This is a genomic window from Candidatus Desulforudis audaxviator MP104C, assembly GCF_000018425.1.
In the GTDB taxonomy this organism is placed as follows: Bacteria; Bacillota; Desulfotomaculia; order Desulfotomaculales; family Desulforudaceae; genus Desulforudis; species Desulforudis audaxviator.
In genome coordinates, this window is sequence record NC_010424.1 from 621997 (window position 1) to 643350 (window position 21354).

Genomic DNA, 21354 nt, shown 5'->3' on the forward strand with positions numbered 1-21354 from the left:
AGAGTTGCGGAAAAAACATTTTACCCCGGTCCAATCCGGATTTTATGCGGTTTGCAGGGATGGGTAACGGGCGGATCGGCAAAATTGACCCCAAGGGAGAAAAGCGGAGAAAAAGCGAAGGAGAATGAGAAATAAGAAGGGAAACCCCCTTTTGTGGAGAATCCTTTTTGTAACCACCAAAAAAGAACCACGAAGGAGGTTTCCCTTATGGCCATTATACCACAACAGCGGCTTTTTGGGTGGCAGGAAATCGACGAACTCGGTGACTTGGAACGTTTTTTGCTTGTAGTGAACCACCTGCCCGATGAGCAGTTGATGCAAAAGCTGGAGAGAGAGCGTGGTAAGGGACGGGATGATTACCCGGTGCGGGCGGTTTGGAACTCCATCCTGGCCGGGATCGTATTTCAGCACGTGTCTGTGGAGAGCCTGCGGCGGGAACTCTGCCGGAACGGCCAGTTGCGGGAACTTTGCGGTTTTGATCCGGCCCGGGGCGAGGATGCCGTTCCGCCTTCTTACATATACAGCCGCATCTTGGTGAAACTGATGCGGCACGCCGACGAAGTGGAAAACATATTTACGCGGCTGGTGGATGAAATAAGAGTGCTGCTACCGGATTTCGGTCGAATTTTGGCCATAGACAGCAAAGCCGTCAGCAGTCTGGCCCGGGGCAAAAAGCGGGATGAAGAAGAGAAGGTCCAAAAGCCTGACGGGCGCCGGGACACCGATGCGGACTGGGGCCGGAAAACATACCGGGGGCGTAAGAAAGGCGGCACCCTATGGGAAAAAGTCGTGTGGTGGTTTGGCTACAAACTCCACCTTGTAGTTGACGCTGTTTATGAACTGCCGGTGGGATTTGCGGTGACAAAGGCGTCGGCCAGCGACGTGAAAGAGGGACATATACTCATTGATCGGGTGGCGAAAGAGCATCCGGAGATTGTGGCCCGCTGCGAGGCATTGGCGGCGGACAAAGCCTTTGACGACATCAAGCTAAACGTGAAACTCTGGGACGAATACCGGATCAAGCCCGTGATTGACATCCGCAACACGTGGCGGGACGGCGAGGAGACGTGGCTTGTAACCGGTAAGGAGAACATCGTTTACGATTACCGTGGAACGGTTTATTGTTGCTGCCCCGAGACAAACAAACGTCGCGAGATGGCCTTCGGGGGATTTGAGAAAGACCGGGAAACCTTGAAATACCGCTGTCCGGCCCGGCACTACGGAGTAGAGTGCCGGGGCATGGAACAATGTGCCGCAACCGGTGGGATACGTATTCCCCTGGTGGAAGACCGGCGGATCTTCACCCCGCTGGCGCGGTCCAGCTACAAGTGGAAAACACTCTACAAAAAGCGTACGGCGGTAGAAAGGGTAAATGCCCGCCTGGACGAGGCCTACGGATTTGAAAAGCATTTCATTCGGGGCTTGAAGAAGATGAAGCTACGTTGCGGGTTGGCCCTGATGGTGATGCTGGCGATGGCCGTGGGCCGACTGCGACAAAAACAAGGAATAGACTTAAGGAGCCTGGTGAAGGCGGCCTGACGGGGCTCAACCGGAAAACAGATTACCTGCCAAGAGACGCCCAGAGTGGCGCTGGGGTAAGTTTGCCCTTTGGCAGAGCGGCATAGTCTATATACTCCATTTACCCCAATATTAGGTTGCTAACTGTGTTTTGTGGCTTGGGGAACAGCCGGTGCCGGGTGTGGGCGTTGCCTTGTCGGGACCAAAAATGCTTACAACGCAAAACGCTGACTAACGACAAACCTTGATTAATGCCTGCCGTGATTGTACATTAATTAAGGTGGACGGAGGTGCTTATGAACGGCAGGCTTTTGATCGCCATCTGCGGCGCCAAATCGGCCGCCCGGTGCAGTCAAATGCTGGGGCGGCCTGGGTCGTCTCTGCCGGGGAAGGTCGCCCTGGCCCTTTATCCCGGAACGCTGAGACAACTGGCTGCCCGGGCGGAGCGGGGGGTAATCCTGGTCACCGGGACCAACGGGAAAACGACCACGAACAACATGCTGGCCCGCATCCTGAGGGAGGCGGGCCAGCGGGTCGTGTGCAACCGGGAGGGCGCGAACCTGGTCACCGGAGTGACGACCGCGTTCGTACGGGAAGCCGACCTGCGCGGCCGGCTGCGGTTTGACTATGCGGTCCTGGAAGTGGATGAAGCCGCTTTTCCGGGAGTGGCGGCCCAGGTCAATCCCCGGGCGGTGGTGGTCACCAATTTCTTTCGCGACCAACTGGACCGTTACGGGGAACTCGATACGACCATCGCGCTGATCCGTGAGGCTCTGAAAAGGCTGCCCCGGGTCCGGCTGGTGCTCAACGCCGATGACCCGCTGGTGGCCCAGTTTGGTCTCCTGGGGCTGCGCACGGTCCACTACGGCCTGGCCCCGCACGCCCGGGTGGTCGAAGGCGGTCACCACACCCGGGAGGCGCGCTTCTGTCCCCAGTGCGGCACCACCCTCCAGTACTCTTTCTACCACTACAGCCAGTTGGGGCTGTTCCGGTGTGCCGGCTGCGGGTTCCGCCGGCCCGAACCGGAGGTGGAGGCTTTGCAGGCCCGCTACCAGGGGGAGGGGGTATCCTGCGTCATCCGGCGGGGGGACGAGGAATATGTGCTGGAGATGCAGACCCAGGGGTTCTACAACTTGTACAACGCCCTGGCCGCCTATACGGCCGGGACCCTCCTGGGGGTGGACCCCGTGCGGGTGATCGGGAGCCTGGAGACTTACGAGCCGGCGGTTGGGAGGCTGGAGCGCTTCCGCTACCGGGACAAGCCGGTGTTCCTGAACCTGGTGAAGAACCCGGCCGGCTTCAACGAGGGCCTCAACCTGCTGCCGGCCAATCCGGGGACCAAAGACGTATTCATCGCTGTGAACGACAACGTGGCGGACGGCCGGGACATCTCCTGGCTCTGGGATGTCGATTTCGAGATGCTGGAAACGGTGCAGGAAAGAGTACCCCGGTTTGTGTGCAGCGGCCTCCGGGCGGAGGACATGGGGGTGCGCCTGAAATACGCCGGGGTGGATCCCAAGAGAATCGTGGTGCAGCCGAACCTGAAGACTGCTGTGGCTACAACCCTCGAAGGTCCCGGAGAGGCGGCGTACTTTTTTGCCACCTACACGGCGCTTTGGCCGGTGGAGAGAATCTTGAGACCGAGGCTGACCCCGGAGGGGAGGATGGACCATGCTCATCGCGGGACATCTATATCCTGACCTTTTAAACCTGTACGGGGACCGGGGGAACCTGATCGCATATTCCCGGCGGTGTTTGTGGCGGCGGATCCCGGTCAGCGTTCGGGAGATACCGCTCGGGGAACCGGTGGACTTCCGGGAACTGGACTTTTTGTTCATTGGCGGGGGTTCGGACCGGGAACAAGGGATCCTGGCGGAGGACCTGCAAAGGCGCCGGGACAACTTGAAAGCGGCCATCGAGGACGGACTGGTGGTCCTGGCCATTTGCGGCGGCTACCAGGTTCTTGGTCACTACTACCAGCTTACGGAGGACAAAGTCATCCCGGGCCTGCGGTTGCTCGACTTCTACACGCGGGCCGGCGCGAAACGGCTCATCGGGAACTGCGCGGTGGAGCTTGAACTGGACGGACGCCCGGTGCGGGTGACCGGATTTGAGAATCACTCCGGTCAGACTTTCCTGGGTCAGGTGAAACCCCTGGGCCGGGTGCTGGCCGGTTACGGCAACAACGGCGCCGACGGCCTGGAGGGGGCCCGCTACCGCAACGTTTTCTGCTCCTACCTCCACGGTCCCCTGCTCCCCAAGAACCCCCGGCTGACCGACCACCTCATCTCCCTGGCCTTACGGCGGCGAGGCCAAAACCCCTTTTTGACCCCGCTTGACGACCGCCTTGAAGAGCAGGCCTGCACCGCGGTCCTGAACCGGCTCAAGGTGCGTTAGACCCCCGATAAAAAAGAAAAAAGGCTTGCCGCTCGGGGAATAGTCTGCTAGGATATTCGTAGTTATACTGTATACACCATACATTGTACGCTGGGAGGCGAGCCGGGTGGATTACCTCATAACCTGGGTCGAAGGCGACGAAGTGGAATACCGGTTTATCCCCGCGGACGAGCTGCCGCAAGTGCTGGAGGCTGAAAAGAACTACATTGTCATCCCCCTGCATAATTAGTCGTTGGTCGTTAGTCGTCGGTCGTCAGCAAAACAACCCATCAGTTTCCTGAAATGCGCATCACGCAGATTCCTGCCACCGGTTCGACCATCGACCACCGACCACTAATTCGTCGGGCCGTCGAAGAGGCGGCCTTTTTGTTGTGTGGGGCGCCTTCTTTTTCCCCGGAACCGGAGCATATACTGGTACCGTGAGACTACTTGGTTACGGGAGGCAGGACATGAGTTTTCTCCACAACCTGGAAGAATATCGTGCGGCCAGGAGAAAACTGGAGTGGCAGGGGACCTTCAAGGAGTACCTGGAGTTGGTCCGCCGCCGACCCTGGATTTGCCAGCTCAGTCACTCCCGGATCTTCCGGATGATAATGGCGGCCGGGGTGGAGAAGACGGAGGGCGTGAAGCGGTACAGGTTCTTTACCCGGGAATTGTTCGGACTGGACGAGGCTCTGGAAAAGCTCGTGGAGGAGTACTTGCACCCGGCGGCCCGCCGCCTGGATGTGCGTCACCGTATCCTGCTCCTGATGGGCCCGGTGAGTGGCGGCAAGTCCACCCTGGTCACCCTGCTGAAGCGGGGTCTGGAGGAATACAGCCGCACCGACGAAGGTGCGGTGTACGCGATCAAGGGCTGCCCGATGCACGAGGAACCCCTGCACCTGATCCCGGCCGCCGTCCGGGACGCTTTCGCGAAGGAGTACAACGTGCACATCGAGGGCGAATTGTGCCCGGTCTGCCGCCTCCGGGTGGAAACGGAATACGCCGGCCGCATCGAGGAGGTTCCGGTCGAGCGCATTTTCTTTTCCGAGGAGCGGCGGGTGGGTATCGGCACCTTTACCCCCTCGGATCCGAAATCTCAGGACATCGCCGAACTGACCGGCAGCATCGATTTCTCGACCATCGCCGAGTACGGGGCCGAGTCCGACCCCCGGGCGTACCGGTTCGACGGGGAGCTGAACATCGCCAACCGGGGCCTGATGGAGTTTCAGGAGATGCTCAAGTGCGACGAGAAGTTTCTCTGGAACCTTTTAAGCCTGTCGCAGGAGGGAAACTTCAAGGCCGGACGGTACTCCCTGATCAGCGCGGACGAGATGATCACGGCCCACACGAACGAATCCGAATACCGGGCTTTTATCGCCAACCGGAGAAACGAGGCCCTGGTGTCCCGCATGATCGTGATGCGGATCCCGTACAACCTTCGCGTTTCGGACGAGGTCCGGATCTATGAGAAGCTGATCAACCAGAGCGATCTTAATGAAGTGCACCTGGCCCCCTTCGCCCTGCGGGCGGCAGCCGTGTTCTCGGTGCTTTCCCGGCTCCGGGAATCACGGAAACCGGGACTGGACCTGGTGAAAAAGATGCGGTTGTACGACGGGGAGGAGATCGAGGGCTTCAGCCGCCGGGATCTTGCCGAACTGCGGAGTGAGCATCCGGACGAGGGCATGAACGGGGTTGATCCCCGGTATGTGGTCAACCGGTTGTCTTCCGCGCTGATCCGCAGCGAGACCGGTTGCCTCAACGCGCTGGAAGTGCTGCGGGCGTTACGTGAGGGACTGGGCCAGCACCCGTCCATCGGGCGGGAGGAGCAGGAACGTTTGCTGAACTTTATTGTCACCGCCCGCCAGGAATACGACGAGTTCGCCCGGCGCGAGGCGCAGCACGCGTTTGCCTGTTCCTACGAAGAATCGGCCCGGATTCTGTGCGAGAACTACCTGGATAACGTCGACGCCTACTGCCGCCAGGCGGCGATTTGTGATCCCGTGACCGGCGAGAAACTGGAACCGGATGAAAGGCTCATGCGTTCCATCGAAGAACAGATTGGTATTTCGGAAAACGCCAAGAAAGCTTTCCGCGAAGAGATTCTGATCTGGGTTTCGGCCGGGTCCAGGAAAGGGAAGCGGTTTGACTTCACCCGTCACCCGCGGCTGCGGGAAGCGATTGAGAAGAAGCTTTTCGCCGACATGAGGGACGTCATCAAAATCACCACATCGACTCGCAACCCCGATCCGCTGCAGGTCAAAAGAATCGAAGAGGTCCGGGCCCGGTTGGTTGCCGATCAGGGGTACTGCCTGGTTTGTGCGGCTGAGCTGTTGCGTTACGCCGGCAGTTTGCTGAACCGGTAGTCAGGCTTAGAGGAGGCCGGCGGCAGTGAAGCAGTTTACGGTCGGACACGAAGACTGGTCCCTGCACCGGAAGGGCCTTCCGGATCAGCAAAGGCACCGGGAGAAGGTGCGCCAGGCCATCCGGGAACACCTGTCCGACATCATCAGCGAGGAAAGCATCATCGTCTCCGAGGAGGACCGGGTGGTCAAAATCCCGGTGCCGGCCATCCGGGAATACCGTTTCCGGTTCGACCAGGGCCGTCAGAAGCAGGTTGGTCACGGCGGAGACGGGTTGGAAATCGGCGACATGGTGGCGGGCGGTTGCCCGCCGGCCTTGAGCGGCAAGGGCGCCGGCACCGAACCGGGCAGCGACTATTACGAGGCGGAAATCACCCTCGACGAACTGTCGGAACTGATGTTTGAGGACCTACACCTTCCCAACCTGCGCGACAAACCGCGGCCGCAACTGGTCACCGAAAGCGTGGACTTCCGCGATGTGCGCAAGAGGGGTCCGGCGGGCAACCTGGATCGCCGACGTACCATCAAGGAAACGTTCCGGAGAAACGCCCTGAAAGGCCGACCTGGCTTGCAGAAATTCACCCCGGAGGACCTCAGGTACCGGACCTGGAACCCCGTGCGCCGGCCCGAGTCCGCGGCCGTGGTCCTGGCCATGATGGATACCTCCGGCTCAATGGGTCCGTTCGAAAAGCACGTCGCCCGATCTTTCTTCTTCTGGATGGTCCGGTTCCTGAAAACCAGGTACGACAACGTGGAAGTGGTATTCCTGGCCCACCATACCGAAGCCCGCGAAACCACGCAGGATGAGTTTTTCTCCAGGGGGGAGAGCGGCGGCACGCGGTGTTCATCCGTTTACCGGCTGGCCCTGGACATCGTGGCCGAACGGTACTCCCCGCGGCAATACAACGTATACGCCTTTCACTTTTCGGACGGCGACAACCTTGCCTCCGACAACGACCTGTGTGTGGCCTTGGCGGGCCAACTGGTCGGGGTTTCCAACCTCGTCGGATACGGGGAAATCGAGGGTCCCTACTACTACACGAGCACCCTGCGCAGCGCCTTCAAGAAGATCGCCGATCCCCGCTTCGTGACGGTGGTGCTGCGGGACAAGAGCGAGGTATACAGCGCCCTGAGGACTTTCTTCCGGGCCGGCCCGGCGGACGAGGTCGGTCCGGACGCCTGACGGGAGGAGAATGCCCGTTGCACGACATGGAGAGTCTCGAAAAAGATATCGAGGAGATCATGGCGGCAGCCCGGCAATACGGCCTGGACCACCGCGACATGCACTTCGAGATCTGTCCGCCCGAGGTGCTCTACAGTTTTGGTGCCTACAGGATGCCCACGCGGTTCGGCCACTGGAGTTTCGGGAAGGCCTACCAGCGCATCAAAACCGAGTACGACCACAACCTGAGCCGGATGTACGAAATGGTGATCAACACCGACCCGTGTTACGCCTTCCTGCTTCAGGGGAACACCCGGATTCAGAACCGGCTCGTGATCGCCCACGCCCTCGCGCACAGCGACTTCTTCAAGCACAACGCCTACTTTGCCCGGACCGCGCCGCGGACCGTGCTGGAGAGCATGACCGTCGCCGCCGGCCGGATCCGGAACTACGAACAGGCCTACGGGCGGGAGCGGGTGGAGCAGTTCCTGGACGCGGCGCTGGCGGTTCAGGAGCACGTTGATTACCACCATTCTCCCGGGACCGGACGGAGATACCCGGCCGGCGAATCGGCCAGCCATTCCAAAAACGATGTCCTGGGGTTCATCGCCCGCTTCGGGCACGGTCTGGAATCCTGGCAGCGGGACATTCTGGCCGTCGTCCGGGAGGAATCCCTGTACTTCCGGCCGCAATTGGCCACCAAGCTGTGCAACGAAGGCTGGGCCACCTTCTGGCACTTGAAGATCATGCACCACCTGGAGTTGACGGAGGAGGAAACAGTTGATTTCGCGCGGATGCACGCCCAGCTTGTTCAGCCCTCGCGGTTGCGGGTAAACCCTTACCTGCTGGGTCTCTCAATCTTTTCCGATATCGACCGGCGGTGGGGCCGGGACACGGTTTTTGAAGCGCGGGCCACCTGTGACGATCCGGGGCTTTTGCGCAACTACCTGACCGAGGAACTGGTTCGAAAAATGGACCTTTTCGTGTTCCGGAGAATCGGCTATGAATGGCGGGTGGTCGAGAAGGACTGGCAAACGGTGCGCGACACCCTGATTCAGAACCTCTTCAACTGCGGTCACCCGTACATACTGGTGGAGACGGGCGATTTCAACGGACGCGGGGAACTGTACCTGAAACATTATTATGAGGGGGTGGAACTGGACGTTCACTACCTGGAGAAAACGCTGCCCCTGGTCCACCGGCTGTGGGGCCGTCCGGTGCACCTGGAAACGGTCCTCGAGGAAAAGGAAATGCTTTTTTCCTTTCCGGGTGACAAGGTCGGCAAACGCCTTATATAATCCCGGTCCGGCGAGGCAAACTAGGGAGAAAGGTGAACGGGAAGTGATGAGTCTTGCGCCCGATCTGGAAAGGGGCCGTGACCTTCGGCCTGGTGTACATTCCGGTGAAACTCTATCCGGCGACCGAGCGCCGGGACATTAAATTCAATTACCTCCACGAGCGGTGCCACACACCGATCCGGTACCGCAAGTTCTGCCCCCATTGTGAGGCGGAAGTGCCTGCCCAGGAGATCGTCCGGGGCTACGAGTACGAAAAGGGCCGGTACGTGGTCCTGACGGAAGAGGAACTGGAGAACCTGCCCACGGGCGGAGCCGGAAACATTTCCCTCCTGGATTTCGTCCCCATCGAGGAGATCGATCCGGTCTACTACGATCGGTCCTACTATCTCTCACCGGCGGAAGGCGGCGAAAAGGTGTACAGCCTGCTGCGCGAAGCACTGGAGAAGAGCGGACGGGTCGGTGTGGCCCGGGTGTCCATCCGGACCAAGGAGTCGCTGGCGGTGCTTCGGGTCAGCGGCCCGGCGCTTCAGATGAGCACCATGTACTATCCGGACGAGGTGCGTTCCCCCGCGCTCCTGCCGGAACTGGGGGCCGGGGTGAACCTGCACGCCAACGAGGTCAAAATGGCGCTGAACCTGGTGGAAAGCCTAGCGGGAACTTTTGAGCCCGAAAAATACCGGGATGAAAGGCGGGAGGCCGTTTCCGAAATCATCCGGGCCAAGGTGGCCGGTGAGACCGTTGTGACGGCGCCGCCGGCGCGCCCGGAAAAGGTGGTCGACCTGATGGAGGCTCTGAAAGCGAGCATCGAACAGGCCAGGAAGGAGCGTGGGACGAAGAAAGCCGAAGGCAAGCGGACGAGAACAAAGAGGCCGCGCCCACCCGCTGGTGACGCGGCACACCCGTAGAAGGATTGCTTTGATTCGTCGAAATCGTCTGGTCGCACTGTTCCAGTCCCAAGTGTTTACTTGTACTCCACCTTGGCTTTGGTCCACAGACTGTCCACCCAGGCGGGGTAGAGCTGAGTTATCTCTTTTTCGGTGAGTTCGCGGCGCACTTTCGCTTCCACGTCGGCGAACACAGGCTCAACGGCTGGGTGTTTCTCCAGGATTTCGACCACGTGGAAACCGGACGGGGTTTCAAGCACTTCGTTCACCAGACCGGTCTCCATCCCGAAGAGGGCTTTCTGCCAGGCGGGGATGAGTTCTCCGTACCGGATGGTGCCCAGACCGCCTCCGCCGCCGGCGGTGAGGGGGTCCACCGATTTCTCGCGGGCCAGCACGGCAAAGTCGGCACCGGAGACCAACTCGGACCGGACGCTTTCCGCCTCTTCACGGGTCTTAAGCACGATGTGGCGCGCCTCCAGGCTCTCGGGCTGCCCGAAACGCTTCCGGTTGGCCTCGAAGTACTCCTTTACCTCGGCTTCATCCAGTTGGATCTGTTTTCCGAGCACCCCTTCGACGATGAGTTGGACCCGGATCTGCTGCTCTAAGTCCTTTTGTTCCAGTCCGTATGCCTTGAGGGCCTCCTGAAACTCTTCCCGGGACGAGAAGCCGCTTTCGATGACCTCGTCCAGCCGGGTCTGGACATCGGCGTCTGATATCTCGACACCCTGTGCGCGGCCTTCCTGGATGATCAACTTCCGGGTGATCAGCTCCTGCAAGGTCTGCTGACCCATCTGCGCGTACATTTCAGCGTACAGTTCGTCACGGGAGATGGGCTCCCCGTTCACGACGGCCACCGTCTCAACGTCACCCGACCGGCCGCACCCGCCGAGTGCCAACCCCGCGAGCAGGACCGCGATGACCAGGACGAGCACCAACCCGGGACGCCTGAGGGGTAAGAGTGCTTTAGGCACGATTAAACTACTCCCTTCTTTTCACATTGAAGTCCATTATACACGTTACCGCCTGAAAGATCATGCGGGACTGGTGACGGCAAGCGTGACGTTCGCGCCGTTTCTGGAAAGACTGGAGGTATGAACACAAAGTTTTCGCCCATGGAGCCTGTTTCCTGGCCGGCGCCGTTCAATGACCCGGGTTTTGTGCACCAGTTGAAATGGGACGGCATCCGGATCATTGCGGAGGTCCGGGGGGACGAGGTGGTGCTCCGTACGCGCCGGGGCGGGGTGCGGACCGAGACCTACCCCGAGCTTCGCGTGCTCAGCAGGATCCTGAAGGGGGAAGCGGCCGTTCTGGACGGCGAAGCGGTGGTCCTCGATGAGGAAGGTTGTCCGAGCTTCGGGCGGATTCTGCGGCGCGACCAGACCCGCAGAGTGACGGCCGCCTTGAGGCGGGACCTGCCGGTGCAGTACGTGGTGTTTGACGTTTTGCTTCTTGACGGGGAATCACTGCTGGATCGGCCCTTTACGGAGCGGCAGGAAATCCTGGCGGGGATTCTGCCGGAAGAGGCGCCGGTGGCGATTTGCCGGAGTCTCCCGGACGGCGTGGAACTGTTCAAAGCCACGGGCCGCCTTGGACTGGAGGGGATTGTGAGTAAAGAGCTGGCCGGCCGGTACCACCCGGGGCGTAAACACCCCACCTGGCGCAAGGTGAAGCATTTCCGCCGGTTGGAGGCGGTGGTGGGCGGTGTCGTGTTGAAGCGGGGACGGGCCAACGCCCTGCTGCTCGGTCTTTACTCCGGCCGGAACCTGGTCTATATCGGCCGGGCCGCCACCGGACTTTCGGAGAGGGACCTGACGGTTTTGACCGGAATGGCCCGCACCCACGCCGCCGGCCGTTCCCCGTTCAAGAACACACCCGCGGCTGGCCGGGGCCTGGAGGTTGCCTGGCTCGAGACGCCCCTGACGGCACGCGTGCGGTTCATCGGCTGGACCGATCAGGGGCGGCTGCGGAACCCGGTGCTCGAAGGCTTCAACGACCAGGCGGCCGGGGACTGCGTTTTCCCTTAGAGATGCCATCGGGCTGAAGAAGACTGCCGGCAAGATTTTCGGCAAATTCGGCAAGGAAGTGGTGATCGGTACTCACCCCTGGTAAGATCCGGCCGGCCCCTGCCTTAGGGCTTGCAATCACCCGATCGTGCAGCTGTCATATCATGGTGCAGCGAGAAAGCTGCGTTTGGTTCCAAGGGGCATGCCCTGGCATGCTTCACCCGCTCATAATGGCCGCGGGTGACGGGGGGAGGGAATCGGTGCGGGAATTATGGATGACTTTGCTGCCGGTGCTGGTGCGCTTGCCCCGCTACGCGAGACTGGTGTTGGGTTTGTCCCGGGACAGCCGGGTCGCCCCGCCGCAAAAAGCGCTCCTCGCGGGGGCGATCCTGTACAACTTTTCGCCGGTGGACCTCATTCCGAGTGTGGTCCCGGTGTTGGGTCAGCTCGACGACCTTGCCGTGCTGTTGTTCGCCGTTCGTTCGGTGGTGAGGAATTGTCCCGGGCCGGTGGCCAGGGAGTACCTGTGCCGGTGCGGGTTGACCGCGCGTCACGTGCGTGAGGACCCGGAGGTGGTGAGGCGGACACTGCGGCGGGTGGTGACGGAATCGGGCCGGCTCGCCGGCCGAAAAATTGCGCACGGCTTTGAAGGAATAACGACAAGGCACAGAGCTGGTTTCCGGCAAAGGGACTGATCAAAATCCAAGCGCCGGAAAGCTACAGGCTGCGCCTTGTCGGAGTCTATTGTTGTCCGTCCGGGGGTCTTTTATTCGGACCGGGGGTTTGTGTCACCCCTGTTTTCTTACTTGTCGACTTGCGTTTCCTGCAGGGATTTTTCACCGGTCTCAGCCAGCTTCCGCACCATCTGTCCGCCGATGCGGCCGGCCTCCCGTGCGCTCAATGCGTCACCCCCGACTTTCAGGTCGTCGTCAAGATGCAGTTCGCGGGCCGTTTCCCACTTCAACTGTTCGTGCTTTTCCTTGCGCCGGTTTTTCTTCCGGGGCATCAATCATCACCTCGTTCATATATTTCACCTGCAGCGGGAAAATATTCTGCAACCCGGGGATGCGTTACCTGGTCCCGTCTTTCTCGAAGGGGGATCCGCTTGTGCCGACGGTACTCATCGGCCGCCAGAAAGTGGACCTGACCAATCTGGACAAGGTATTCTGGCCGGAAGGATACACCAAGGGCGACCTGGTGAATTACTACCACCGGGTGGCGCCGTATGTGCTCCGCTACCTCAGGGACCGGCCGATCGTAATGAGCCGGTATCCGGACGGGATCAACGGAAAACACTTCTACCAGAAGGAGAGACCGGAATACACGCCGGACTGGATTGAAACGGTGCTGGTGGCCCACGAGGGCGCCCAACGGGTGATAAACTACATCGTGTGCCGGGACGAGGCGACCCTGGTCTGGATCGCCAACCAGGGGGCGATCGAGATGCACGCCTGGCTGGGCAGGGCCGGCCGCCTCGAGTACCCGGATCTGGCCGTCCTCGATCTGGATCCGGCGGCAGGGGCGAAATGGCGCCAGGTGATCGACGTGGCGCTGCTGGCCCGCACCGTGCTGGCCGAATTCGGCCTGGCCGGTTTCCCCAAGACCTCGGGAGCCACCGGAGTGCACGTTTTCATTCCCCTGGAACCGGTGCACACCTACCGGGAGACGACACGGGCAATGGAGGCGGTGGCCCGCCTGGTCACCGGCGTTTGCGCGTTCGCCACCACCGAACGGGTGATTGAACGGCGGACCGGCAAAGTGTACATCGACTATCTGCAAAACACGGCGGGTAAAACCATGGCTTTCCCGTACAGTGTGCGCCCCCTCCCGTCGGCTCCCGTGTCCACCCCCGTAACCTGGGAGGAACTCGAAGATCTGAAAGCGGCGAAAGGTTTCAACATAAAGACCGTGCCGGAACGCCTACAAAACCTGGGTGACCCCTATGCCGGACTTTTCAACCGCCACTACCGTCTGGATGCCCTGCTGGAACTCGCCCCGTCCCCCGCTTAGCGTCTTTTCACTTTTTGGAGGCTCGGACGTTTGGTTCGGCAGGAATTTACAGAGACACCCCCGAATCCCATGGGCAAATCAGGCAGGGAGAGGCACATCGTGGAGGAGCGGGCATACTGGCTGGCCTGGGTGGTGGCCTGGCCGGCTGGGGGGCGGCGGCTTTTGAACCTGCTCGAGGCGGTCGGTTCTGCCCGGCAGGCCTGGGAGGCCGAGAAGAGTGAGCTGGCGGCGTCGGGGCTGGATTCGTCCCTGGCGGACGAACTATTGTCCAGGCGTTCCCGGGTCGACCCGGCCGCGGAGCAGGAACGGGTCCGGCAGGCCGGCATCCGGGTGATTACTTGGGTGGACGCGGACTACCCGGAGAGCCTGCGCCACATCTACGATCCCCCGGCGGTGCTTTTCGGCCTGGGGGCGTTCAGTTTTCAGGAGTCCGGCCCCGCCGTGGCCATCGTCGGTTCGCGCCGGGCCACGCCGTACGGCAAGGCGACGGCCGGCCGACTGGCCGCCGCGCTTGGCTCCTGTGGCCTGGTGGTGGTCAGCGGGATGGCCCGGGGTATCGACACCGCGGCGCACAGGGGCGCCCTGGAGTCCGGGGCCCCGACGGTGGCGGTGCTCGGTTCCGGTCTGGACGTGGTCTACCCCCGGGAAAACGCCGGCCTGATGGAGAAAATCGCGGCTTCCGGCGGATTGGTGCTCACCGAATTTCCTCTGGGCTCAAAACCGGAAGCATGGCATTTTCCGGTGCGCAACCGGATCATCAGCGGTCTTTGTCGCGGGGTCGTGGTCGTGGAGGCCGGCGAGCGCAGCGGCGCCCTGATTACGGCGGAACTGGCCTTGGAACAGGGTCGTGACGTGATGGCGGTGCCCGGCAACGTGAACAACCCTTTCAGCCGGGGTCCCAACCGCCTGATCAAGCAAGGTGCCCGGTTGGTTGAGGACGCCAAGGACGTGCTGGAGGAACTGGGCCTGACCGCGCTTTTCCCCGAAACCGAGTCCGGGGAAGCCGAAGCGGTCGCGCAGTTGAGCGGGGAGGAAAAGCGGGTACTGGAAATCCTTCAGGGACAGAGCCTATCCGACCAGGCCCTCATCAGACTCACGGGCCTGGCGGCCCCGCAAACAGCGGCCGTACTGGCCTACCTAGAAATCAAGGGGTTTGTGCGGCGGGCGCCGGGCGGGTTATACTACTCTTTATTAAAATTAAAAAACGGCCGGTAGTCTTTCATGCCGGTGAAATCATTGCGACGCGAGGTGGACCTGATTGGAGAAGACTCTGGTGATTGTTGAATCCCCGGCCAAGGCCAGGACGCTCGGCAAGTTCCTGGGGAAAAAATACGAGATTCGGGCTTCCATGGGGCACGTCCGTGATCTTCCCCGGAGCCAGTTCGGCGTGGACGTTGATGACGGGTTTAAGCCCAAGTACATTACCATTCGGGGCAAGGGAGACGCCATCAAGGAACTGCGGGCCGCCCGCAAGAAGTCGAACCAGGTGCTTTTGGCTTCGGACCCCGACCGTGAAGGGGAAGCTATCGCCTGGCACCTGCAGGAACTGCTCCAGATTGACCCTGAAGAGCCTTGCCGCGTGGAATTCAATGAAATCACCAGGGAAGCGGTGACGGCGGCGATCAAGAATCCTCGCAAGATCGACCCGAACCGGGTTGACGCCCAGCAGGCGCGGCGGATTCTGGACCGGCTGGTCGGCTACAACCTGAGCCCCCTGCTGTGGCGCAAAGTTCGCAAGGGTTTGAGTGCCGGCCGGGTGCAGTCGGTGGCGGTGCACCTGATCTGTGCGCGCGAGCGGGAGATCGAAGCCTTCGTGTCCGAGGAATACTGGACGCTTACCGCGCTCCTGGCCAACAGGGAGCGCGAAAGGTTCAAGGCCCGGTTGCTCAAGAAAGCCGGGGAGAAGCTCACGGTGCCGAACGAGGAGGCCATGAAGGGGATCCTGGACGACCTGAAGGAGGAAGTTTACCGGGTCGCGGATGTGATCCGGAAAGAGAAAAAGAAAAACCCGTCCCCCCCGTTCACCACCAGCACCCTGCAGCAGGAGGCCTACCGGCGCCTGAATTTCACCACCCGGAAGACGATGATGGTCGCCCAGCAGCTTTACGAGGGTCTGGACCTGGGTAAGGAAGGGCCGGTCGGCCTGGTCACCTATATCCGGACTGATTCGACCCGGATTTCCCCCGGAGCCCAGGACGAGGCCCGGGAGTACATCGCCGAACACTACGGTAAGGAGTACGTGCCGAAGCAGAAAAGGGTGTACACCGGCAAGGCGCGGGCCCAGGACGCGCATGAGGCCATCCGGCCCACGTCTGTGTTGCGGACTCCGGAGGCGCTGAGAAAGTACCTGAATCCGGACCAGCTGCGCCTGTATGAATTGATCTGGTCCCGTTTTCTCGCGAGCCAGATGGTTAGCGCGGTTCTGGACACGGTGCGGGCCGAAATCGTGGCCGGAGAGTACCTTTTCCGGGCCACGGGCTCCACGGTGAAATTCCCCGGCTTCACGCGGGTCTACACCGAGTTGCGGGACGAGGCCAAAAACGGCGAGGAGGAAGAGGAAGGGGCGCTCCCGGCGCTTGAAAAGGGGGAGCAGCTGAAACTGGTGCGCACCACGCCGGCCCGGCACTTTACGCAGCCGCCGGCCCGGTACACGGAAGCCACCCTGGTGCGAACCTTAGAGGAACTTGGCATCGGCCGTCCGAGCACGTATGCGCCGGTGGTGGAGACAATTCAGCGGCGGGGCTACGTGGTCCGGCGCGGTAAAACGCTCCACCCGACCCAATTGGGTTTGGTGGTCATCGACCTTTTGAAGGAACACTTCCCGGACGTAATCAACTATGAGTTCACCGCCGAGTTGGAGGAAAAACTGGACCGGATCGAAGAAGGATCCATGCAGTGGGAAAAGGTGCTCGAGGAGTTCTACCGGCCCTTCCGCCGGGAAGTCGCCGAGGCGGAAGCGAAGATCGACCGGGTCCGGCTGGACGAGGTCACCGACGAGGAGTGCCGGAAATGCGGCCGCAAAATGGTGATCAAGATGGGTCGGTACGGCAAGTTCCTGGCCTGCCCCGGGTTTCCCGAATGCCGCCATACCCGGCCGATCTTCGAGGAGACCGGCCACCGCTGTCCCAAGTGCGGCGGCCGGGTGGTGGTCAGGCGGACCAAGAAGAGCAAAGTTTTCTACGGTTGTGCCGGATACCCCGGGTGTGATTTCGTGACCTGGGACCAGCCGACCGACCAGAAATGCCCCGACTGCCAGTCTTTCCTGGTGGCCAGGGGCACCCGGGGGCACCCGCTTCAGCGGGTCAGCGGGTCAGCGGGTCAGAGCCGCACCTTTGCCTGCGCCAATCCGGAATGCGGCTACAAGGAACGCAAAGCCGGACGGGGAAAGGCCTGATGTCCGGTGGGGTCATTGTGGTGGGGGCCGGGCTGGCCGGGGCGGAGGCAAGCTGGCAACTGGTCCGGCGCGGCGTTCCCGTAGTCCTGTACGAGATGCGCCCCCGGAAATGCACCCCGGCTCACAAAACCGGGGATTTCGCCGAACTGGTCTGCTCCAATTCCCTCCGGGCGGAGGCGCTCACGAATGCGGTCGGCCTGCTCAAAGAGGAGATGCGCCGGCTCGGTTCTCTGATCATGGCCTGTGCCGACGCGCACCGGGTGCCTGCGGGCGGAGCTCTGGCCGTGGACCGGCAACTGTTCGCCGCGGCGGTTACCGAAAGGCTCACCAGCCACCGCCTGGTGACCGTCTGCCGGGAGGAAATCACCACTATTCCCACCGCAGAACTGGTGATCCTGGCCACCGGGCCCCTGACTTCCGACGCTCTGGCGGACGAGCTTCGCCGGTTGACCGGGCAGGAACACTTGTATTTCTTTGATGCGGTGGCCCCGATCGTCACCCTGGAATCCATCGATCAGGACCGGGTCTTCCGGTCCTCCCGTTACGGCCGCGGTGATCCGGCCTATCTGAACTGCCCCATGTCGCGGGAGGAGTACGAACGGTTTTGGGAGGCGCTGGTGGCCGCCGAACGGGCGACGCGGCACACCTTCGAACGGGAAACCCACTTTGAAGGCTGCCTGCCGGTGGAGGTGATCGCCGCCCGGGGCCGTGAAACGCTGCTTTACGGACCGCTTAAGCCGGTGGGACTGGTCGATCCCCGCACGGGGGAGCGGCCGTATGCCGTGGTCCAGCTCCGTCAAGACAACCGGGCCGGTACCCTCTACAACCTAGTCGGGTTCCAGACCAACCTTAAATGGGGGGAGCAGCGCCGGGTGTTCTCGATGATCCCGGGGCTGGAGCAGGCCGAGTTTGTACGCTACGGTGTGATGCACCGGAACACGTACATAAACGCGCCGGTCTTGCTGTCCCCCAACCTGATGTTGAAGAGCCGGCCCGGGCTTTTTATCGCCGGGCAGTTGAGCGGGGTGGAGGGTTACGTCGAGTCGGCGGCCGCCGGTCTGGTAGCTGGCCTGAACGCGGCGCGGTTGTACAAGGGCCTGGAGCCCCTGGTTTTTCCGCCCGAGACGGCGCACGGGGCCCTTATCAACTACATAGTGACCGCCGACCCTGCTAATTTCCAGCCGATGAACGTGAACTTCGGGCTGTTTCCACCCCTGCCCGGAAAGCGCGTCCGGCGCCGGCCGGAACGCAACCTGGCCCACGCGCAGCGCGCCCTGGAACGTCTGGCGGCTTGGCTGACCGAAAAGGGGGAAGGTTAGTGTACCATTTGATTGACGGTTTCCTAGCCTACTTGCAGGCTGAGCGTCAAGCCTCGCCCCGGACGATCACCGCCTACCAGAAGGATCTTTTCGCCGGGCTCGATTACTTTGCGCGCCGCCGGGGAAAAGCGGATGCCGAACTCCGGGCGGGCGACATCGACCTGAAATTGTTCCGGGGGTACCTGGCGCACCTCGGGCAATCCGGCCTCGCCCGGAGCACCATCGCCCGGAAGGTGGCGGCCTGGCGCTCGTTTTTCCGCTACCTGGTCCGGGAAAACGCTGTGCCGGCGAGTCCTTTGGCCGGGATGTCCGCGCCCCGGCTGAAGAAACGGCTGCCGGGCGTACTGTACCCGGAAGAGGTCGGCACGCTGCTCGAGGCGCCGGACTTAAGCCCCACCGGGTTGCGGGACCGGGCACTCCTGGAGATGTTGTATGCCGGGGGCTTGAGGGTGTCGGAACTGGTGGGGCTGGACCTGGCCGACCTGGAACTGAAACAGGCGTACGTCCGAGTGCTGGGGAAAGGGAACCGGGAAAGGCTCTTACCCCTGGGGGGATACGCTGTGGAGGCCCTCAAGCGGTACCTAGCCGAGGGGCGGCCGAAGCTTCTTGGCGGGAAAAAGACCACCGCAGCGCTCTTTCTGAACTACCGGGGCGAAAGGCTGACCGACCGGGGCGTGCGGCTTGTTTTCACCAACTACCTGAAGGGTTTGGCGTCCGGGGTACCCGGGGGTACCCGCTTTAGCGGGTCAGCGGATCGGCAGGCCGGCCCCCACCTGCTCCGGCACTGCTTTGCGACCCACCTTCTGGAGGCAGGCGCGGATTTGCGCACGGTCCAGGAACTCCTGGGCCACGCCCGCCTGTCGACCACCCAGATTTACACCCGGGTTTCGGCCGACCGCCTGCTGGAGGTGTACCGGCGGGCGCACCCCCGCGGCCGGAGCCGCAAGGACTAAAAACGGGCGGGCACTGGAGCCGGGCGGTGCCCCGGAAATACGGGTTTCCCCGGCTATGCCGGGTTCGCACCGGGCAAAAATTGTTTTAGAGGTGAGACGTAAATGACGTTTAAAGGCACCACTATTGTCGCCGTGAAACGGGACGGTGCAGTGGCCCTGGCCGGTGACGGTCAGGTCGGGCTTGGCAACGGGATCATTGTCAAGCGTGACGCCGTCAAACTGCGGCGCCTGTACAAGGACCGGGTGGTGGCCGGTTTCGCCGGGAGCGTGGCCGACGCGTTCGCCCTGTTCGAGCGCTTCGAGGGCAAGCTGGAAGAGTCCCAGGGTAACCTGCGCCGGGCGGCGGTGCAGTTGGCGAAAGACTGGCGCACCGATAAGTACTTGCGGCGCCTGGAGGCCTTGCTCGTTGTGGCGGACCGGGAGGCCGTGCTGCTGATTTCCGGCGGCGGCGAGGTGATTGAGCCGGACGACGGGATCATCGCCGTCGGCTCCGGGGGTGCTTTCGCACTGGCCGCAGCCCGGGCCCTGGCCCGGCACACCGCGCTTCCGGCGGTCGACATCGCCCGCGAGGCTCTGCAGATCGCGTCCCAGATTTGCGTGCACACCAATGACCGGATCACGGTGGAACAAGTATAATTGCGGAAGGGAGAATGAGCTTGTGGAACTGACGCCTCGGCAGATAGTGGCCGAACTGGACAAATACATCGTCGGCCAGGAAGAAGCGAAAAGAGCGGTGGCGGTAGCTTTGCGGAACCGTTACCGGCGGGCGCGCCTTCCGGAAGATCTGCGTGAAGAGGTGATGCCCAAAAACATACTGATGATCGGACCGACCGGGGTGGGCAAGACGGAGATCGCCCGGCGGTTGGCCCGCCTGGTGAACGCTCCGTTTGTGAAGGTTGAGGCGACGAAGTTCACCGAGGTGGGCTATGTAGGCCGGGATGTGGACAGTATGGTGCGCGACTTGGTGGAAACCTCCATCCGGATGGTCCGTTCCGAGCGTCTGAACGAGGTGGAAGCACGGGCGGCGCGCCTTGCGGAGGAACGGATTATCGAACTTCTGGCGCCCTTCCCGCAACAAGAAACCGGCGGGCGCAATCCCCTGGAGATGCTGTTGGGGACGGTCCGCCCGGACCCGGAGATTGATGACCGTCACAAGCAGAGGCTCCGCCGGGTTGAGTTCGAGCGGGAAACCCTGCGGACGAAACTCGAGCGCGGGGAACTGGAGAACGAGTACCTGGAGATCGAGGTCGAGGACCGTCCAACTTCCACCCTGGAGCTTTTCTCCGGTCAGGGCGTGGAGGAGATGGGCATCAACCTGAACGACGTGTTGGGCCACATCTTTCCGAAGAAAAAGAAACGGCGGAAGGTAACCGTGGCCGAAGCCCGGAAAATCCTGACCCAGCAGGAGGCCCAGAAGCTGGTCGACAACGAGGAGGTGGTGACCGAGGGCATCCGGCGCGCCGAGGAGTCCGGAATCATCTTCCTTGACGAAATCGACAAGATCGCCGGGCGAGAAGCCGGCGCCGGGCCCGACGTTTCCCGGGGAGGCGTGCAGCGTGATATTCTCCCGATCATTGAGGGTTCCACCGTGGTCACCAAGTACGGTCCGGTACGGACCGACCACATGCTGTTCATCGCTGCCGGGGCTTTCCACATGTCCCGGCCCTCGGACCTGATTCCGGAACTGCAGGGCCGTTTCCCGATCCGGGTGGAACTCAAGAACCTGACCGAAGAAGACTTCCTGCAGATTCTGACGGAGCCCCAGAATGCCCTGATCAAACAGTACACCGCGCTGCTGGCTACCGAGGGCATTAAGCTCGAATTTTCTAAATATTCTCTTGTCGAGATTGCCAAAATCGCTTATACTGTTAATGATCAGACGGAGAATATCGGTGCCCGCAGGCTGCACACCGTGCTTGAGAGACTCCTGGAGGAAATATCGTTTGCTGCCCCTGACATCGAGGACAAGCACGTGGTCATCGACGAGCAGTATGTCCGGGAAAAGCTCAGCGAGATTGTACGCCGTGAAGACTTGAGTCGTTATATTCTATAGACCCACAAGGGGGCTTTGGCT

19 protein-coding genes are annotated in these 21354 nt (G+C 61.7%); 17 read left to right on the forward strand and 2 right to left on the reverse strand.

Annotation, left to right across the window (positions count from 1 at the left end):
• The first annotated feature begins 207 nt into the window (after positions 1-207).
• From DAUD_RS02975 to ku, 8 genes are all read left to right on the forward strand, one after another.
• Complete coding sequence (locus DAUD_RS02975; protein WP_012301317.1) at positions 208-1539, forward strand: transposase; 1332 nt, start codon at positions 208-210, stop codon at positions 1537-1539.
• A 275-nt stretch (positions 1540-1814) separates the two neighbouring features.
• Positions 1815-3218, forward strand: coding sequence for a Mur ligase family protein (locus DAUD_RS02980; protein ID WP_041570766.1), 1404 nt, complete (start codon positions 1815-1817; stop codon positions 3216-3218).
• Entirely contained in the window at positions 3190-3915 is a 726-nt protein-coding gene (locus DAUD_RS02985; protein ID WP_012301711.1) for a type 1 glutamine amidotransferase, read from the forward strand. Before DAUD_RS02980 ends, DAUD_RS02985 begins: the two co-directional genes overlap by 29 nt.
• A 106-nt stretch (positions 3916-4021) precedes the next feature.
• The gene (locus DAUD_RS12905; RefSeq protein ID WP_012301712.1) at positions 4022-4144 is read left to right on the forward strand and encodes a hypothetical protein; all 123 of its coding nucleotides are present in this window, start codon (positions 4022-4024) and stop codon (positions 4142-4144) included.
• Positions 4145-4364: 220 nt separating this feature from the next.
• The gene (locus tag DAUD_RS02990; protein ID WP_012301713.1) at positions 4365-6260 is read left to right on the forward strand and encodes a PrkA family serine protein kinase; all 1896 of its coding nucleotides are present in this window, start codon (positions 4365-4367) and stop codon (positions 6258-6260) included.
• Positions 6261-6285: 25 nt separating this feature from the next.
• Entirely contained in the window at positions 6286-7440 is a 1155-nt protein-coding gene (gene yhbH / locus DAUD_RS02995) for a sporulation protein YhbH (RefSeq protein WP_012301714.1), read from the forward strand.
• A 26-nt stretch (positions 7441-7466) separates the two neighbouring features.
• Positions 7467-8717, forward strand: coding sequence for a SpoVR family protein (locus DAUD_RS03000; RefSeq protein ID WP_083756693.1), 1251 nt, complete (start codon positions 7467-7469; stop codon positions 8715-8717).
• Positions 8718-8770: 53 nt separating this feature from the next.
• Complete coding sequence (gene ku / locus DAUD_RS03005) at positions 8771-9622, forward strand: non-homologous end joining protein Ku (protein WP_012301716.1); 852 nt, start codon at positions 8771-8773, stop codon at positions 9620-9622.
• Between the two features lie 56 nt (positions 9623-9678).
• On the opposite strand, the gene DAUD_RS03010 is transcribed toward ku, so the two are convergent.
• The gene (locus tag DAUD_RS03010; protein WP_012301717.1) at positions 9679-10572 is read right to left on the reverse strand and encodes a peptidyl-prolyl cis-trans isomerase; all 894 of its coding nucleotides are present in this window, start codon (positions 10570-10572) and stop codon (positions 9679-9681) included.
• 120 nt (positions 10573-10692) lie between these two features.
• Here DAUD_RS03010 and DAUD_RS03015 point away from each other — a divergent pair, with 120 nt between their 5' ends.
• Complete coding sequence (locus DAUD_RS03015) at positions 10693-11625, forward strand: ATP-dependent DNA ligase (RefSeq protein WP_012301718.1); 933 nt, start codon at positions 10693-10695, stop codon at positions 11623-11625.
• Between the two features lie 239 nt (positions 11626-11864).
• Positions 11865-12299: a YkvA family protein gene (locus DAUD_RS11460; RefSeq protein ID WP_200858724.1), complete on the forward strand. Its 435-nt coding sequence runs from the start codon at positions 11865-11867 to the stop codon at positions 12297-12299.
• Positions 12300-12406: 107 nt separating this feature from the next.
• Here DAUD_RS11460 and DAUD_RS03025 read toward each other — a convergent pair whose 3' ends face one another.
• Positions 12407-12610: an alpha/beta-type small acid-soluble spore protein gene (locus DAUD_RS03025; protein ID WP_041570768.1), complete on the reverse strand. Its 204-nt coding sequence runs from the start codon at positions 12608-12610 to the stop codon at positions 12407-12409.
• A 101-nt stretch (positions 12611-12711) separates the two neighbouring features.
• On the opposite strand from DAUD_RS03025, the gene ligD reads away from it, so the two are divergent.
• From ligD to hslU, 7 genes are all read left to right on the forward strand, one after another.
• A complete protein-coding gene (gene ligD / locus DAUD_RS03030) occupies positions 12712-13614 on the forward strand; it encodes a non-homologous end-joining DNA ligase (protein WP_041570769.1) in 903 nt (300 codons plus the stop codon).
• 99 nt (positions 13615-13713) lie between these two features.
• Positions 13714-14829 (forward strand): DNA-processing protein DprA, encoded by a 1116-nt coding sequence (gene dprA / locus DAUD_RS03035; RefSeq protein ID WP_041570770.1) that lies wholly within the window; start codon positions 13714-13716, stop codon positions 14827-14829.
• 43 nt (positions 14830-14872) lie between these two features.
• Positions 14873-17008, forward strand: a complete 2136-nt coding sequence (topA, locus tag DAUD_RS03040) for a type I DNA topoisomerase (RefSeq protein WP_012301722.1) — start codon at positions 14873-14875, stop codon at positions 17006-17008.
• On the forward strand, positions 17008-18327 hold the full coding sequence (gene trmFO / locus DAUD_RS03045) for a methylenetetrahydrofolate--tRNA-(uracil(54)-C(5))-methyltransferase (FADH(2)-oxidizing) TrmFO (RefSeq protein ID WP_012301723.1): 1320 nt from the start codon (positions 17008-17010) through the stop codon (positions 18325-18327). The genes topA and trmFO overlap by 1 nt, the downstream gene beginning before the upstream one ends.
• Complete coding sequence (locus DAUD_RS03050; RefSeq protein WP_012301724.1) at positions 18327-19280, forward strand: tyrosine recombinase XerC; 954 nt, start codon at positions 18327-18329, stop codon at positions 19278-19280. The genes trmFO and DAUD_RS03050 overlap by 1 nt, the downstream gene beginning before the upstream one ends.
• Positions 19281-19382: 102 nt before the next feature.
• The gene (hslV, locus tag DAUD_RS03055; RefSeq protein WP_012301725.1) at positions 19383-19916 is read left to right on the forward strand and encodes an ATP-dependent protease subunit HslV; all 534 of its coding nucleotides are present in this window, start codon (positions 19383-19385) and stop codon (positions 19914-19916) included.
• Positions 19888-21333, forward strand: a complete 1446-nt coding sequence (hslU, locus tag DAUD_RS03060; RefSeq protein WP_049752545.1) for an ATP-dependent protease ATPase subunit HslU — start codon at positions 19888-19890, stop codon at positions 21331-21333. Before hslV ends, hslU begins: the two co-directional genes overlap by 29 nt.
• Positions 21334-21354 lie beyond the last annotated feature (21 nt).